This is a genomic window from Streptomyces sp. KR55, assembly GCF_052245645.1.
In the GTDB taxonomy this organism is placed as follows: Bacteria; Actinomycetota; Actinomycetes; order Streptomycetales; family Streptomycetaceae; genus Streptomyces; species Streptomyces flavusporus.
The window spans coordinates 1-14,798 of sequence record NZ_JBQQCE010000229.1; the positions used below are offsets into that span (position 1 = coordinate 1).

Annotated in this window: 16 protein-coding genes; 15 read left to right on the forward strand and 1 reads right to left on the reverse strand. The window is 71.4% G+C overall.

The genetic code is table 11. From position 1 onward, the window contains the following. From ACTWQJ_RS29175 to asnB, 4 genes are all read left to right on the forward strand, one after another. The coding region (locus ACTWQJ_RS29175; RefSeq protein ID WP_443309527.1) for a FecCD family ABC transporter permease at positions 1-479 on the forward strand (479 nt) is incomplete at its 5' end. Positions 480-498: 19 nt separating this feature from the next. Continuing rightward, positions 499-1,344 carry an ABC transporter ATP-binding protein gene (locus ACTWQJ_RS29180; RefSeq protein ID WP_443309541.1) on the forward strand — a complete coding sequence of 282 codons (846 nt, stop codon included), beginning with the start codon at positions 499-501 and terminating at the stop codon, positions 1,342-1,344. 112 nt (positions 1,345-1,456) lie between these two features. After that, positions 1,457-2,830, forward strand: coding sequence for an MFS transporter (locus tag ACTWQJ_RS29185; RefSeq protein ID WP_443309528.1), 1,374 nt, complete (start codon positions 1,457-1,459; stop codon positions 2,828-2,830). Between the two features lie 4 nt (positions 2,831-2,834). Then, the gene (gene asnB, locus ACTWQJ_RS29190) at positions 2,835-4,679 is read left to right on the forward strand and encodes an asparagine synthase (glutamine-hydrolyzing) (protein ID WP_443309529.1); all 1,845 of its coding nucleotides are present in this window, start codon (positions 2,835-2,837) and stop codon (positions 4,677-4,679) included. A 138-nt stretch (positions 4,680-4,817) separates the two neighbouring features. Here the strand turns inward: asnB and ACTWQJ_RS29195 are convergent, their stop codons facing one another. Continuing rightward, the gene (locus ACTWQJ_RS29195; RefSeq protein WP_443309530.1) at positions 4,818-5,663 is read right to left on the reverse strand and encodes an alpha/beta fold hydrolase; all 846 of its coding nucleotides are present in this window, start codon (positions 5,661-5,663) and stop codon (positions 4,818-4,820) included. Positions 5,664-5,910: 247 nt separating this feature from the next. Here ACTWQJ_RS29195 and ACTWQJ_RS29200 point away from each other — a divergent pair, with 247 nt between their 5' ends. From ACTWQJ_RS29200 to ACTWQJ_RS29250, 11 genes are all read left to right on the forward strand, one after another. Beyond that, the gene (locus tag ACTWQJ_RS29200) at positions 5,911-6,483 is read left to right on the forward strand and encodes a GNAT family N-acetyltransferase (RefSeq protein ID WP_443309531.1); all 573 of its coding nucleotides are present in this window, start codon (positions 5,911-5,913) and stop codon (positions 6,481-6,483) included. 127 nt (positions 6,484-6,610) lie between these two features. Beyond that, complete coding sequence (locus ACTWQJ_RS29205; protein WP_309486338.1) at positions 6,611-6,694, forward strand: putative leader peptide; 84 nt, start codon at positions 6,611-6,613, stop codon at positions 6,692-6,694. 128 nt (positions 6,695-6,822) lie between these two features. After that, positions 6,823-8,520, forward strand: coding sequence for a nitrite/sulfite reductase (locus ACTWQJ_RS29210; RefSeq protein WP_443309532.1), 1,698 nt, complete (start codon positions 6,823-6,825; stop codon positions 8,518-8,520). After that, entirely contained in the window at positions 8,517-8,696 is a 180-nt protein-coding gene (locus ACTWQJ_RS29215) for a hypothetical protein (protein WP_443309533.1), read from the forward strand. The genes ACTWQJ_RS29210 and ACTWQJ_RS29215 overlap by 4 nt, the downstream gene beginning before the upstream one ends. Further along, positions 8,693-9,403, forward strand: a complete 711-nt coding sequence (locus ACTWQJ_RS29220; RefSeq protein WP_443309534.1) for a phosphoadenylyl-sulfate reductase — start codon at positions 8,693-8,695, stop codon at positions 9,401-9,403. Before ACTWQJ_RS29215 ends, ACTWQJ_RS29220 begins: the two co-directional genes overlap by 4 nt. A gap of 2 nt (positions 9,404-9,405) precedes the next feature. After that, positions 9,406-9,966, forward strand: coding sequence for an adenylyl-sulfate kinase (gene cysC / locus ACTWQJ_RS29225; RefSeq protein ID WP_443309535.1), 561 nt, complete (start codon positions 9,406-9,408; stop codon positions 9,964-9,966). Next, a complete protein-coding gene (gene cysD, locus ACTWQJ_RS29230) occupies positions 9,963-10,898 on the forward strand; it encodes a sulfate adenylyltransferase subunit CysD (RefSeq protein ID WP_443309536.1) in 936 nt (311 codons plus the stop codon). Before cysC ends, cysD begins: the two co-directional genes overlap by 4 nt. Positions 10,899-10,900: 2 nt before the next feature. Further along, a complete protein-coding gene (locus ACTWQJ_RS29235; RefSeq protein WP_443309537.1) occupies positions 10,901-12,235 on the forward strand; it encodes a sulfate adenylyltransferase subunit 1 in 1,335 nt (444 codons plus the stop codon). A gap of 212 nt (positions 12,236-12,447) precedes the next feature. Further along, complete coding sequence (locus ACTWQJ_RS29240; protein WP_443309538.1) at positions 12,448-13,551, forward strand: aliphatic sulfonate ABC transporter substrate-binding protein; 1,104 nt, start codon at positions 12,448-12,450, stop codon at positions 13,549-13,551. A gap of 36 nt (positions 13,552-13,587) precedes the next feature. Continuing rightward, positions 13,588-14,376, forward strand: coding sequence for an ABC transporter ATP-binding protein (locus tag ACTWQJ_RS29245; protein WP_443309539.1), 789 nt, complete (start codon positions 13,588-13,590; stop codon positions 14,374-14,376). Continuing rightward, the coding region (locus tag ACTWQJ_RS29250; RefSeq protein ID WP_443309540.1) for an ABC transporter permease at positions 14,363-14,798 on the forward strand (436 nt) is incomplete at its 3' end. The genes ACTWQJ_RS29245 and ACTWQJ_RS29250, both read left to right, overlap by 14 nt.

Sequence of the window (14,798 nt, forward strand, 5' to 3'; positions counted from 1 at the left end):
CCCACAGCGTGCTGTTCTGGCTCATGGGCAGCCTCGGCGGCGCCAACTGGCAGCTGCTCGCCGTGCCCGCTGTCGCGGTGCCGGCCGTCCTGCTGCTGCTCCAGGCCCGCGCCCGCGGCCTCAACGCCCTGCTGATGGGCGACGAGACCGCGGCCGGCCTCGGCATCGACGTCGTCCGGCTGCGCCGGGAGCTGTTCACCGTGACCAGCCTGCTGACCGGCGTCCTGGTCGCGGTGTCCGGCGCGATCGCCTTCGTCGCCCTGATGGTCCCGCACGTCTGCCGGCTGGTCGTCGGCGGCGACCACCGCCGGCTGCTGCCGGTCTCGGCACTGTTCGGGGCGCTGCTCCTGGTCGTGGTCGACATCGTGTGCCGTACGGCCATGGACAACCAGGAGCTGCCGGTCGGGGTCGTCACCTCGCTGATCGGGGCTCCGGCGCTGCTGTATCTGCTGGACCGGCGGCTGGGGAGCGGAAGTTGAGAGATCGGGGTTGCCCACTGTGAGGATCGACGTCGAGGACCTGCACGTCGCGTACGCGGGCCGTACGGTCGTCGCCGGAGCCCATCTGATCGCGGACGAGGGTGAGATCACCGGCCTCGTCGGCCCGAACGGCAGCGGAAAGTCCACGCTCCTGCGTACGGTGTACCGGCATCTGAAGCCCGCCGCAGGCCGGGTGCTGCTGGCCGGCACCGACCTGCGCGAGCTGAGCCCCGTCCAGACCGCCCGGCGCGTCGCGGCGCTCCCGCAGGAGCGGGGCGGCGACTTCGAGCTGACCGTGCGCGAGGTCGTCGCCATGGGCCGTACGCCCTACAAGCGGGCGTTCGCCGGGGAGGACACCGCCGACCGGGACATCGTCGCCCGCGCCCTCGCCGACGCCGGCATGGCCGAGCACGACGGGCGCCGCTTCACCGAACTGTCCGGCGGCGAACGCCAACGCGTCCTGCTGGCCCGCGCCTTCGCGCAGCAGACGGAGATCCTCGTCCTGGACGAGCCCACCAACCACCTGGACATCCGCCACCAGGTGGAACTCCTCGCCCTGCTGCGCGCCCAGCGCCGTACGACCCTGGTGTCGCTGCACGACCTGAACGCCGCCGCCTCCGTCTGCGACCGGCTGCATGTGCTGCACGACGGCGGCGTGGTGGCCTCGGGCCCGCCCCGCGAGGTCCTGCGGCCCGCCCTGCTGGCCGAGGTGTTCGGCGTACGGGCGGCCGTCGTGGAGCACCCGCTGACCGGCGACCCGCTGATCGCCTTCGACCACCGGTCCCCTGCGGACGCGACGCCGGACGAAGACGAAGCGGTGGACGCCGGCACCGTCCCTACCCGGGTCGGCCCGGGCAGCCACTGAGTTCAGGGAAGCCGACATCTTCGGCCGGATCCGGGAACTCACCCCCGCCCTCCCCCGACTTCTGGAACGTGAGGCTGCTGTCCGGCAGCCCACCCGTGGGGAGGGCGGAAGCGTGACGGACCAACACGAGGACCGCTGGTCCCTGGTGGCCGTGGCGGGCGTCCTGTCGTTCGTCGCGATGCTGGACATGAACATCGTCAATGTGGCACTCGCGGACATCGCGGACGGCCTGAACGTCTCCGCCGCGACCGCGCAGTGGGCGGTGCTGGGCTACCAACTGCCCGTCGTCGCCCTGCTGCTGCCGGTCGGCCGGTGGCTGGACGGGGTGGGCCTGCGGGCCGCGCTGCTGTCCGCCACCGCCGGCTTCGCCCTGTGCAGCGCCGCGGCCGCCCTGGCGCCGTGGGCGGCCTGGCTGATCGCGGCCCGGGTCGGGCAGGGCGCGTGCGCGGCGGTGCTGTTCGTGCTGATGCCGGTGCTGGCGATGAGGTCGGTACGGCCCGAGGTACGCGGGCGGGCGATGAGCGTACCCGCGACCCTCGGCCCGCTCGGCGCGGTGACCGGGCCGGCGGTGGGCGGGCTGCTCCTCGACCAGCTGGGCTGGCGCTGGGTGTTCCTGGTCAAGATTCCGTTCTGCCTGCTGGCGCTGCTCGTGGTCCGGCGGGCGATGCCCCCAGACGGCCGGCTGCACGCCCCCGACCGGCGGTCGCTGGCCGACTCCTCCCTCGTGGCGGCCGGTGTGACGGTCCTGCTCCTCGCCCTGACCCTCGCCTCCGACGGCCCCGCCTGGCTGGTGCTCGCCGTCGCCGCCGTACCGCCGCTGTGGTGGTGGCTGCGCGGACCCGGCGGCCGCCCGGTGACCGGGGCCCTGCGGGCCTCGGGGCTGCTGCGGGCGCACGGCGCGGTGCTGTCGCTGGCCGCCGGGTTCGCCGCCATGCACTACGTCGTCGCCCTGCACCTCCAGCGGGAGGACGGGGTCAGCGCCACCGCGACCGGGCTGACCGTGCTGGCCTTCCCCCTCGGCATGGGCCTGGCCGGCCCCCTGGGCGGACGGCTCGCCGACCGGTACAGCCCACGGCAGGTCGCCGTCCTCGGCGCCTGCCTCACCGCCCTCGGCCTGCTTCTGCTCGTTCCGCTGGGCGACGGCTGGTCGCCGCCCGACGTGGCCTGGCGGCTGGCGCTGGCGGGCGTCGGCATGGGCCTGAACGGCGGCCCCACCCAGGCCCTCGTCATGGGCGCCGCCCCGCCCGGCCGGGCCGCCACGATCGGGTCGGCCCTGCAGCTCGCCCGCAGCCTCGGTTTCACGCTCGGTCCGGCCCTGGCGACGGCGGCCTGGGGCCTGGCCGGTTCGGCGGGCGGGGCGCGGGCCGGGCTGGCGCTGGCCGCGGGCGCCGCCTGTCTCGCCGTACCCCTGCTCGCCCTGCCCGCCCGCGCCTCGGCCGTCCGGGTGCCCGAGAAGTCCGTCGACGTACCCCTCACCCAGGAGTAGCCCCATGTGTGGAATCACCGGCTGGGCGTCCTTCCACCACGACGCCCGCCCGCAGACGCGGGTCATCGAAGCCATGGCCGCCACCCTCGCCCCGCGCGGCCCCGACGCGGGCGGCGTCTGGCTCGGCGAGCACGCCGCGATCGGCCACCGGCGGCTGGCCGTCATCGACCTCGAGGGCGGCGCCCAGCCGATGCCCGACCGGCCCGGCGCGCCGACCGCCGTGCTCAGTTACAGCGGCGAGGTGTACAACCACCACGAGCTGAGGGCCGAACTCCGTGGCCGTGGCCATGACTTCCGTACCCGCAGCGACACCGAGGTGGTGCTGCGCGCGTACGCCGAATGGGGCGAGGACCTCGCCGAGCACCTGGACGGCATGTTCGCCTTCGCCGTCTGGGACGAGCGGGCGCAGCGGCTGCTGCTGGTGCGCGACCGGCTCGGCGTCAAGCCGCTGTTCTGGGCCGCGGTCGACGGCGGCCTGGCCTTCGCCTCCGAGCCCAAGGCGCTGTTCGCCCACCCGGAGTTACGGCCCCGGGTGGACGCGGACGGACTCCGGGAGGCGTACAGCCTGCTGTTCAACACCGGCCCCACGGTGTGGTCGGGCGTCCGCGAGGTCGAGCCGGGCAGCCTGCTCGTGCTGGACCGGGACGGCATCCGTGAACGCCGCTACTGGCAGCTGGAGATCGGCCGTCACACCGACGACCGGGAGGCTACCGTCGAACGCGTCGGGCAGCTGGTTGGCGCCGCCGCACGCAGTCAGCTGGAGGCCGACGTCCCGCTGTGCAGTCTGCTGTCCGGCGGGATCGACTCCACCGTGCTGACCGCCCTGCTCGCCGACGAACTCCGGCTGCGCGAAGGGCCGGACGCCCGTATCCGGTCGTACGCCGTCGACTACAGCGACCAGGCCGAGCAGTTCACCGGCGACGTGCTGCGCACCGGTCACGACACCCCGTACGCCACGGAAGCGGGCGCCTTCATCGGCACCGACCACTCCACGGTCGTCCTCGACCCGCGCTCCCTGCTCGACCTCGAGCACCGGCGGGCGGTCGTCGTGGCCCGGGACTCGCCGATCGGCGTCGGCGACATGGACACCTCGCTGTATCTGCTCTTCGGCGAGATCCGCCGGCACTCCACCGTCGCCCTGTCCGGCGAGGCCGCCGACGAGGTGTTCGGCGGCTACCCGTGGTTCCACAACCCCAAGGCGCTGAACGCCGGCACCTTCCCCTGGCTGCTGGTCACCGGGGACGAGGGGCGCGCCCTGTACATGTACGACCTGGACCGCATCCAGCGCACCACCACCGGCACCGACACCGACGACGCCGCGACCGACCGGGCACCCGGCGGCCCGGTGGCACGCGGCATCGGATACGTGCTGCCCGCCGTCGGCTCGTACCGCCTGCCGGGCGGGACCCGTATGGGCGGCCTCTCCCTCGACCGCAGCACCACACCGGACAGCCTGGTCGCGAGCGAGTCGGTACCGGCGGGCGACGACCGGCCGACCCGGCTGTGGCGCTACTCCCTCAGCGACGACCCGTCGGGCGCCGGACTCCTGACCACCGGCCCTTACGAGGCCTACGAGACGAAGGCGACCGACGTCCGGGGCGTGCTCTCCTACCGCGACCGGTGGTACCTGGCCCGCGCGGCCGGTGAGCAGGACGGGCACGGGACGCTGTGGCGGCAGGACCCGAGCGGCGCGCAGGCGGCGCGGTGCGGAACCGACGAGACGTATCAGTGCTGGAGCGGCCCCGCGCAGTCGCTGTCCCACTGGGAGGAGACCGGCGAGGTCTGGTCGCAGTCGGGGCGGGTGCTGTTCTCGCTGCCGCTGCACACGATCGACCGGGCGCTGGACTAAGCGCGTATCCAGAAGTTCTGCGCGTAACGGGGGACGTGGCCGCCGGGGACGGAGGGCGTTGTGGTCCACCGGTTCCACGCGGCCCAGTTGCCCACCGGACGCGCCGCCGCCGTGATCTCCGGCAGCAACCTCGACAGGCTATGCGGCGAGTGGCGCCAGCGTCTGCTCGGGTGCGGTGAGGATCGAGAAGTGGCCTTGGCCGGGATGGATGTGAAGGCGTGCGCCCGGTATCGCCGCGGCGAAGCGGCGGGCGTGCTGGAGCGGGACGGTGGTGTCGGCGTCCCCGTGGTGGATCGACGTGGGCACCCTGATCGACTCGAGGTCGAAACCCCAGGGTTGGGTCAGCACGCGCAGATCCTGCCCGACTCCCCAGCTGCCGCGGTGGAACGCTCGCAGGTAGTTGGTCAGGAAGGCCGCGCGCGCGTCCGACTGGGCGAGGGCACGCCGGTCGCTGGCGGGCATCTCGCTGGTCGCCAGGCGAAGGAACAGCCCTGGTGCCCGGCGCGCCAGCGTGGCCAGGCGGCCCAGAAACCAGCCACCGAAGGCCGGAGCGTGCCGGGCGATCTGCAAGGACGCGCGCTGCCCGGCTGCCATCCCGCGGGTGGGCCAGGCAGGCGGGCCAAGGGGCGCGATGAGCAGCAGGCTGCGGACGCGGTCAGGCAGCTCGGACGCGCAGGCGGCCGCGAACGCTCCGCCGCCCGAGACGCCGAGCAGCGCCACCGAGCCGACGTCCAACGCGTCCAGGACCAGGGTGGCTTCCGCAGCCCAGTCCACGACCCGCGGCAGGCGACGGGCGTCGGTGCCGCCGATGCCGGGGCGATCCGGGGCGATGAGGCGCAGTCCGAGCGTGTGGGCCGCGCCCGCGAAGCCGTACACGGTCAGCCGGGAGTCGGCCAACCCGTGGCAGAACAGCACCGCAGGCGCGTCCGGCTCCCCCACCACCTCGACCGCGATCACCCCGCCGTCGGCTCGACGCAGCTCCATCCTCATATCGTCTCCCGTGACCTTGATCTGAGAGCTGCCTGAGCGGCTTTCCAGAGGTTCTGCCGGTAGCCGGCTGGGAGCCAGGGACCGGTCCGGGGGCTGCGGCGGTCAGGAGCCGGCCCGGTGATGCCCTTCGACAACGCCTGGACCAGCCCCTGGCTCCCCGACAGTTACGCGCAGGACTTCTGGAAACGCGCTCAGCTGGGCCGATCGACAGGGCGCCGGACCGGATGATTCCCTGTCCGGCATGACGAACATCCCCGTGACCACCTGGTCCCTGGAGCAGACCGCACCCACCGATCTGCTCCCGGCCGCGCCGCCGGAGGGCGACATACGCATCGTCCGTGCCGAGGTGCCCTCGCCCGAGTTCAGCCGTTTCCTGTACGCGTCCGTCGGCGGCGACATCCGCTGGACCGACCGGCTCGGCTGGACCTACGCGCAGTGGCGGGAGTACCTGGACCGGCCCGGGGTGGAGACCTGGGTGGCCTACGACCGGGGCACGCCCGCCGGGTACGTCGAGCTGGAACCGCAGGACGACGGCGTGGTGGAGATCGTCTACTTCGGGCTGGTTCCCGCCTTCCGCGGGCGACGCATCGGCGGACACCTGCTGTCGTACGGCACCGCGCGCGCCTGGGACCTGGCGGACCGCTGGCCGGGCCTGGCGTCGACGAAGCGGGTGTGGCTGCACACCTGCAGCAAGGACGGCGAGCACGCGATGGACAACTACCTGCGCCGCGGCTTCCAACTCTTCGACACCAAGGTCGAGGAGGAGCCGGACGTGGCCACGCCCGGCCCCTGGCCCGGGGCGTACCCTGTCTGACCTGGCCCGACAAGACGGCGTTCGCGCCATGTGAGCGACACCACCCTTGTCCCGGAATCCGAGACAAGGGTGTCCGCATGATGGACGAAGCTGGACTCTGTCCAGATCGCCATGACACGCTTCCGTCATGTCTGGAACTGGAATTGCCTTGGTGAGTCGGCGGCACGTCGACCTCGGCCGCATGTCCAGCGCCATCTGTCCGGCGAGCTGAGACCTCTCCAGCAACGCCGTTCTCCCCCCTTTTTGTCTGCCCTGCGCAACGATGCGCCCGTATGCCCCCATGCGCCCGTATGCGCAGGTCAGAGCCGCTTCCCAGCCTGTCCCGAAGGACGATTGATCATGGCCGCCACCCCGCAGAACCCTGCCGCCGCGACTCCCCGCCGCAAGGTGAGCCGTCACCGCGGTGAGGGGCAGTGGGCCGCGGGACACTTCACCCCGCTCAACGGCAACGAGCAGTTCAAGAAGGACGACGACGGTCTCAATGTGCGGACACGCATTGAGACGATCTACTCCAAGCGCGGCTTCGACTCCATCGACCCCAACGACCTGCGCGGCCGGATGCGCTGGTGGGGTCTGTACACCCAGCGCAAGCCCGGGATCGACGGCGGCAAGACCGCGATCCTGGAGCCGGAGGAGCTGGACGACGAGTACTTCATGCTGCGGGTGCGCATCGACGGCGGCCGGCTCACCACCCAGCAGCTGCGGGTGATCGGGGAGATCTCGCAGGAGTTCGCGCGCGGCACGGCCGACATCACCGACCGGCAGAACGTCCAGTACCACTGGATCCGGATCGAGGACGTGCCCGAGATCTGGAACCGCCTGGAGGCGGTCGGCCTGTCCACCACCGAGGCCTGCGGTGACACACCCCGCGTCGTCCTCGGCTCGCCGGTCGCCGGTATCGCCGCCGACGAGATCATCGACGGCTCCCCGGCCATCGACGAGATCCAGCGCCGGATCATCGGCAACAAGGCGTTCTCGAACCTGCCCCGCAAGTTCAAGTCCGCGATCTCCGGCTCGCCGCTGCTGGACGTGGCGCACGAGATCAACGACATCGCGTTCGTGGGCGTCGACCACCCCGAGCACGGCCCCGGCTTCGACCTGTGGGTCGGCGGCGGCCTGTCCACCAACCCGAAGATCGGCGTCAGGCTCGGCGCCTGGGTGCCGCTGGACGAGGTGCCGGACGTCTACGAGGGCGTCATCTCGATCTTCCGCGACTACGGCTACCGGCGTCTGCGTACGCGCGCCCGCCTGAAGTTCCTGGTCGCCGACTGGGGCGCGGAGAAGTTCCGCCAGGTGCTGGAGGACGAGTACCTCAAGCGCAAGCTGGTCGACGGCCCGGCCCCCGCGCAGCCCGTGGAGCGCTGGCGCGACCACGTCGGCGTGCACCGGCAGAAGGACGGCCGTTACTACGTCGGTTTCGCCCCGCGCGTCGGCCGGGTCGACGGCACCACCCTGACGAAGATCGCCGACCTGGCGGATGCACACGGCTCGGGCCGGGTCCGCACCACGGTCGAGCAGAAGATGATCGTGCTCGACGTCGACGAGTCGCAGGTCGACTCCCTGACCGAGGGTCTGGAGGCGCTGGACCTCACGGTGAAGCCCTCGCCGTTCCGGCGCGGCACCATGGCCTGCACCGGCATCGAGTACTGCAAGCTCGCCATCGTCGAGACCAAGGCGCGCGGCGCCTCCCTGATCGACGAACTGGAGCGCCGGATCCCGGACTTCGACGAGCCGATCACCATCAACATCAACGGCTGCCCGAACGCCTGCGCCCGTATCCAGGTGGCGGACATCGGTCTCAAGGGGCAGCTGGTCATGAACGACCAGGGCGAGCAGGTCGAGGGCTACCAGGTACATCTGGGCGGCGCCCTCGGCCTGGAGGCCGGCTTCGGCCGCAAGGTGCGCGGTCTGAAGGTCACCGCGCAGGAGCTGCCCGACTACGTGGAACGCGTCCTGAAGCGCTTCCAGGCGGAGCGCGAGGAAGGCGAGCGGTTCGCGACCTGGGCGGCCCGCGCCTCCGAGGAGGCCCTCTCATGAGTGAGCGTGCCGCTCCCTTCTACTGCCCCTACTGCGGCGACGAGGACCTGCGCCCCAGCGAGCAGGGCCACGGCGCCTGGGAATGCGCGGCGTGCAACCGCGCATTCCAGCTGAAGTTCCTCGGGCTGCTGGCCCGCGGACTCCAGCACGACACGACGGGAGGGGACCGGACATGACGACGGCTCAGGAAGACCGTGCCACCCAGGAGTTGAAGGATCTCGCCGAGCAGGCGGGCCGCGAACTGGAGGACGCCTCCGCGCTGGAGATCCTCCAGTGGGCCGCGGACACCTTCGGCAAGCGGTTCTGCGTGACCTCCTCGATGGAGGACGCGGTGGTCGCCCACCTCGCCTCCCGCGCGATGCCCGGAGTCGACGTCGTCTTCCTCGACACCGGCTACCACTTCGAGGAGACCATCGGCACCCGGGACGCGGTCGAGGCCGTGATGGACGTCAACGTCATCACCCTCACCCCGCGCCAGACGGTCGCCGAGCAGGACGCCCAGTACGGCCCGAAGCTGCACGACCGCGACCCCGACCTGTGCTGCTTCCTGCGCAAGGTCCAGCCGCTGGAGCAGGGCCTGCGCGCCTACGACGCCTGGGCGACCGGACTGCGCCGCGACGAGTCCCCGACCCGGGCGAACACCCCGGTCGTCGCGTGGGACGAGAAGCGCCAGAAGGTGAAGATCTCCCCCATCGCCCGCTGGACCCAGGACGACGTGGACACCTACGTCGCCGAACACGGCGTCCTCACCAACCCGCTGCTGATGGACGGATACGCCTCCATCGGCTGCGCCCCCTGCACCCGCCGGGTCCTCGAGGGCGAGGACGCGCGGGCCGGCCGCTGGGCCGGGCGGGCCAAGACCGAGTGCGGGCTGCACGGCTGACCATGACACAGATTCAGGAGACACACGTGACGACCGGAGCCACCGTCTGGCTCACGGGTCTGCCGAGTGCCGGCAAGACCACGATCGCGTACGAGCTGGCCGGCCGGCTGCGCGAAGAGGGCCACCTCGTCGAGGTGCTCGACGGAGACGAGATCCGCGAGTTCATCTCGGCGGGCCTCGGCTTCAGCCGCGAGGACCGGCACACCAACGTGCAGCGCATCGGCTTCGTCGCCGAGCTGCTCGCCCGCAACGGCGTCAAGGCGCTCGTCCCGGTGATCGCGCCGTACACCGACAGCCGTGACGCGGTGCGCAAGCGGCACCAGACGAACGGCACGGCGTATGTCGAGGTGCACGTGGCGACTCCGGTCGAGGTGTGCAGCGAGCGCGACGTGAAGGGCCTGTACGCCAAGCAGGCCGCGGGCGAGCTCAAGGGGCTCACCGGCGTCGACGACCCGTACGAGGAGCCCGAGTCGCCCGACCTGCGGATCGAGTCGCAGAACCAGACCGTGCAGGAGTCCGCGGCGTCGGTGTACGCCCTGCTCAGCGAAAGGGGACTGGCATGACGACCGTCGCCACGATCGAGGAGGGCACGGACACCCCGTACGCCCTCTCGCATCTGGACGCCCTGGAGTCCGAGGCGGTGCACATCTTCCGGGAGGTGGCGGGCGAGTTCGAGCGGCCGGTGATCCTGTTCTCCGGCGGCAAGGACTCCATCGTCATGCTGCATCTGGCGCTGAAGGCGTTCGCGCCCGCGCCGGTGCCCTTCTCACTGCTGCACGTCGACACCGGGCACAACTTCCCCGAGGTCCTCGACTACCGCGACCGTGTGGTGGCCGCACACGGGCTGCGCCTCCGTGTGGCCTCCGTACAGGACTACATCGACCGCGGGGTGCTCAAGGAGCGCCCGGACGGCACCCGTAACCCGCTGCAGACGCTTCCGCTGACGGAGAAGATCCAGAGCGAGAAGTTCGACGCGGTGTTCGGCGGCGGGCGCCGGGACGAGGAGAAGGCCCGGGCCAAGGAGCGGGTGTTCTCGCTGCGGGACGAGTTCTCCCAGTGGGACCCGCGCCGCCAGCGCCCCGAGCTGTGGAACCTGTACAACGGCCGGCACGCCCCCGGCGAGCACGTGCGCGTCTTCCCGCTGTCCAACTGGACCGAGCTGGACGTCTGGCAGTACATCGCCCGCGAGGAGATCGAGCTGCCGGAGATCTACTTCGCGCACGAGCGTGAGGTCTTCCAGCGGAGCGGCATGTGGCTGACCGCCGGTGAGTGGGGCGGCCCCAAGGAGGGCGAGACCGTCGAGAAGCGGCAGGTCCGCTATCGCACGGTCGGCGACATGTCCTGCACCGGCGCCGTCGACTCCGACGCCGACACCATCGAGAAGGTGATCGCCGAGATCGCCGCCTCCCGCCTGACCGAGCGGGGCGCCACCCGGGCCGACGACAAGCTGTCCGAGGCCGCGATGGAAGACCGCAAGCGCGAGGGGTACTTCTAAGCATGAGCACGATCACGACCGAGGAGCTCTCGGCCACCACCCTGCTGCGGTTCGCCACCGCGGGCTCCGTCGACGACGGCAAGTCCACCCTCGTCGGCCGGCTGCTGCACGACTCCAAGTCGGTCCTCGCCGACCAGTTGGAGGCCGTGGAGCGTGCCTCGGCGAGCCGCGGCCAGGAGGGCCCGGACCTCGCGCTGCTCACAGACGGTCTGCGCGCCGAGCGCGAGCAGGGCATCACCATCGACGTGGCCTACCGCTACTTCGCCACCCCGCGCCGCCGGTTCATCCTCGCCGACACCCCCGGCCACGTGCAGTACACCCGCAACATGGTCACCGGCGCCTCGACCGCCGAACTGACGGTGATCCTCGTCGACGCCCGCAACGGCGTCGTCGAGCAGACCCGCCGGCACGCCGCCATCGCCGCCCTGCTGCGCGTCCCGCACGTCGTCCTCGCCGTCAACAAGATGGACCTCGTCGGCTACGAGGAGACGGTGTTCGCGGCGATCGCCGAGGAGTTCACGGCGTACGCCACCGAACTGGGCGTCCCCGAGGTGACCGCGATCCCGATCTCGGCGCTGAACGGCGACAACGTCGTGGAGCCGTCCGCGAGCATGGACTGGTACGGCGGCCCCACCGTCCTGGAGCACCTGGAGACCGTCCCGGTCGCGCACGACCTGGCGCACTGCCACGCCCGCCTGCCCGTGCAGTACGTGATCCGGCCGCAGACCGCCGAGCACCCGGACTACCGGGGCTACGCGGGCCAGATCGCGGCCGGTGCGTTCCACGTCGGCGAGCAGATCACGGTGCTGCCCTCCGGCCGCTCGACGAAGATCTCCGGCATCGACCTGCTGGGCAAGCCGGTCGACGTCGCCTGGACCACGCAGTCGGTGACCCTCCTGCTGGAGGACGACATCGACATCTCCCGCGGCGACCTGATCGTGCCCAGCAAGGACGCGCCGCCGACCACGCAGGACATCGAGGCGACCGTCTGCCATGTCGCCGACGCCCCGCTGACCGTCGGCCACCGGGTCCTGCTCAAGCACGGCACGCGCACGGTCAAGGCGATCGTCAAGGACATCCCCTCCCGGCTCACGCTCGACGACCTGTCCCTGCACCCGCACCCGGGGCAGCTCGTCGCCAACGACATCGGCCGGGTGAAGATCCGCACCGCCGAGCCGCTGCCGGTCGACTCCTACGCCGACTCGCGGCGCACGGGCTCGTTCATCCTGATCGACCCGGCGGACGGCACCACGCTCACCGCGGGCATGGTCGGCGAGTCCTTCGCCTCCCCGGAGCCGGTCCGGGACGAGGGCGAGGACGACGGGTGGGACTTCTGATCATGAATTCCATGGACTACTTCTCCACGTTCGCGAAGGAGGGCGGCCGCGTCGGCAGCGGCGCCCTCGGCAGCGGGCAGGGCGGGGTGGCGCGATGTGCGTGATGCGCGCGATGCCGCACGCGCCCCGGGCGCGCCGCCGAAAACCTGCCGACCTCCCGGCCACGACCTGACAGACCGTGACCCGCCGGGCCAACGAGAGGACCACCTCCCGTGCCTGCCACCACCGCCCTCCGCCGCACTCTCGCAGCGATAACCGCACTCCCTCTCCTCGCACTCGCCGGCTGCGGCTACGGCTCCCAGGCGCAGGACGACACCAAGCAGCAGGTCGTCGCCGGCGCGAAGAAGATCGACGGTCTCGACAGCGTGAAGATCGGCTACTTCGGCAACCTCACCCACGCGACCGCGCTGGTGGGCCAGAACGAGGGGCTGTTCCAGAAGGAGCTGGGCGGAACGAAGGCGGAGTACGCGACCTTCAACGCCGGTCCCTCCGAGATCGAGGCGCTCAACTCGGGGTCCATCGACATCGGCTGGATCGGCCCGTCCCCGGCGATCAACGGATACATCAAGTCGGGCGGCAAGAACCTGAGGATCATCGGCGGTTCGGCGTCGGGCGGCGTGAAGCTGGTGGTCAACCCCGAGAAGATCAGGACCCTGGACGACGTCAAGGGTAAGAAGATCGCGACCCCGCAGCTCGGCAACACGCAGGACGTGGCGTTCCTCAACTGGATCGCCGAGCAGGGCTGGAAGGTCGACGCGGAGAGCGGCCAGGGCGACGTCTCGGTCGTCCGCACCGACAACAAGATCACGCCGGACGCCTACAAGTCGGGCTCCGTCGACGGCGCGTGGGTGCCGGAGCCGACCGCGTCCAAGCTGGTCGCCGAGGGCGCGAAGGTGCTGCTCGACGAGGCCGACCTGTGGCCCGACAAGAAGTTCGTGATCACGAACATCATCGTGTCGCAGTCGTTCCTGAAGGAGCACCCGAAGGCCGTCGAGGCGGTACTGCGCGCGTCCGTGAAGACCAACGCGTGGATCAACGCCAACCCGGACCAGGCCAAGGCCTCCGCGAACGCCCAGCTCAAGGTGGACTCGGGCAAGGAGCTGCCGGCCGAGGTGCTCGACCCGGCGTGGGAGTCCATCCACATCACCGACGACCCCCTCGCCGCCACCCTCGGCACCGAGGCCCAGCACGCCGTCGAGGCAGGGCTGCTGGAGCAGCCGGACCTGACCGGCATCTACGACCTCACGCTGCTCAACAAGGTCCTCGCCGCCGAGGGCAAGCCGACCGTCGACGACGCCGGTCTCGGCGTCCAGTAACCCCAAGTCCCGTTGAGTTCCCAGGAGGTGACGACCATGGCAACCGCCCTCGCCAAGGCCGCCGACGCCGGTACGTCGGTCGAGTACTCCGCACGCATCGAGCATGTCTCGAAGTCCTTCGCCGGCCCCGCCGGGCAGCAGCTCGTCCTCGACGACATCACGCTCGATGTCGCGCCCGGCGAGTTCGTCACCCTCCTGGGCGCCTCGGGCTGCGGCAAGTCGACGCTGCTCAACCTGGTGGCGGGCCTGGACCGGCCGTCCGCCGGTGACATCACGACCGACGGCCGGCCCGCCCTGATGTTCCAGGAGCACGCCCTGTTCCCGTGGCTGACCGCGGGCAAGAACATCGAACTCGCCCTGAAGCTGCGCGGCATGCCCAAGGCCGAGCGCCGCGGCCGCGCCGAGGAGCTGCTGGAGCTGGTCCGGCTGCAGGGGGCGTACGGCAAGCGGGTGCACGAACTCTCCGGCGGTATGCGCCAGCGCGTGGCGCTGGCCCGTGCGCTCGCCCAGGACAGCAGGCTGCTGCTGATGGACGAGCCGTTCGCGGCGCTGGACGCGATCACCCGTGACGTGCTGCACGACGAGCTGACCCGGATCTGGCGCGAGACGGGGCTGTCGGTGCTGTTCGTGACGCACAACGTGCGCGAGGCGGTCCGGCTCGCCGAGCGCGTCGTCCTGCTCTCCTCCCGTCCCGGTCGCGTGGCCCGGGAGTGGCGGGTCGACATTCCGCAGCCGCGCCGTATCGAGGACGCCGCCGTGGCGGAGTTGTCCCTGGAGATCACCGAAGAACTGCGTGGGGAGATCCGCCGCCATGGCCAGCACTGAAACGCCCGCCGTCAAGGACGGCAACGACCTGGCCGGGCTCGAGGCGGGCCTGGACGCCCTGGAGACGGTCCAGACGGGCCGGACGCCCTTCCGTACGACCTTCACGCAGAAGATCGTGCCGCCGGTCACCGCCATCGTGCTGGTGCTGCTGGTGTGGCAGGCGCTGGTCTCGTTCAACATCGTCGACGACCCGAGCAAGCTGCCCTCCCCCGGGGACGTGTGGGGCGAGGTCGAGGACGCCTGGCTGCAGGGCACGCTCCTGGACTACATCTGGACCAGCGTCTCGCGCGGTCTGCTGGGCTTCCTGATGGCGCTGGCGATCGGCACGCCACTGGGCCTGCTGGTGGCCCGGGTGAGGTTCGTACGCGCCGCGATCGGGCCGATCCTGTCGGGTCTGCAGTCGCTGCCGTCCGTGGCGTGGG

Excerpts from the sequence above, each read along its gene's own strand:
- ACTWQJ_RS29245 (WP_443309539.1), top strand. The coding sequence starts at position 13,588 with ATGGCAACCGCCCTCGCCAAGGCCGCCGACGCCGGTACGTCGGTCGAG.
- ACTWQJ_RS29210 (WP_443309532.1), top strand. The coding sequence starts at position 6,823 with ATGGCCGCCACCCCGCAGAACCCTGCCGCCGCGACTCCCCGCCGCAAG.
- ACTWQJ_RS29205 (WP_309486338.1), top strand. The coding sequence starts at position 6,611 with ATGTCTGGAACTGGAATTGCCTTGGTGAGTCGGCGGCACGTCGACCTC.
- cysC (WP_443309535.1), top strand. The coding sequence starts at position 9,406 with ATGACACAGATTCAGGAGACACACGTGACGACCGGAGCCACCGTCTGG.
- ACTWQJ_RS29220 (WP_443309534.1), top strand. The coding sequence starts at position 8,693 with ATGACGACGGCTCAGGAAGACCGTGCCACCCAGGAGTTGAAGGATCTC.
- ACTWQJ_RS29215 (WP_443309533.1), top strand. The coding sequence starts at position 8,517 with ATGAGTGAGCGTGCCGCTCCCTTCTACTGCCCCTACTGCGGCGACGAG.
- ACTWQJ_RS29195 (WP_443309530.1), bottom strand. The coding sequence starts at position 5,663 with ATGGAGCTGCGTCGAGCCGACGGCGGGGTGATCGCGGTCGAGGTGGTG.
- asnB (WP_443309529.1), top strand. The coding sequence starts at position 2,835 with ATGTGTGGAATCACCGGCTGGGCGTCCTTCCACCACGACGCCCGCCCG.
- cysD (WP_443309536.1), top strand. The coding sequence starts at position 9,963 with ATGACGACCGTCGCCACGATCGAGGAGGGCACGGACACCCCGTACGCC.
- ACTWQJ_RS29235 (WP_443309537.1), top strand. The coding sequence starts at position 10,901 with ATGAGCACGATCACGACCGAGGAGCTCTCGGCCACCACCCTGCTGCGG.
- ACTWQJ_RS29200 (WP_443309531.1), top strand. The coding sequence starts at position 5,911 with ATGACGAACATCCCCGTGACCACCTGGTCCCTGGAGCAGACCGCACCC.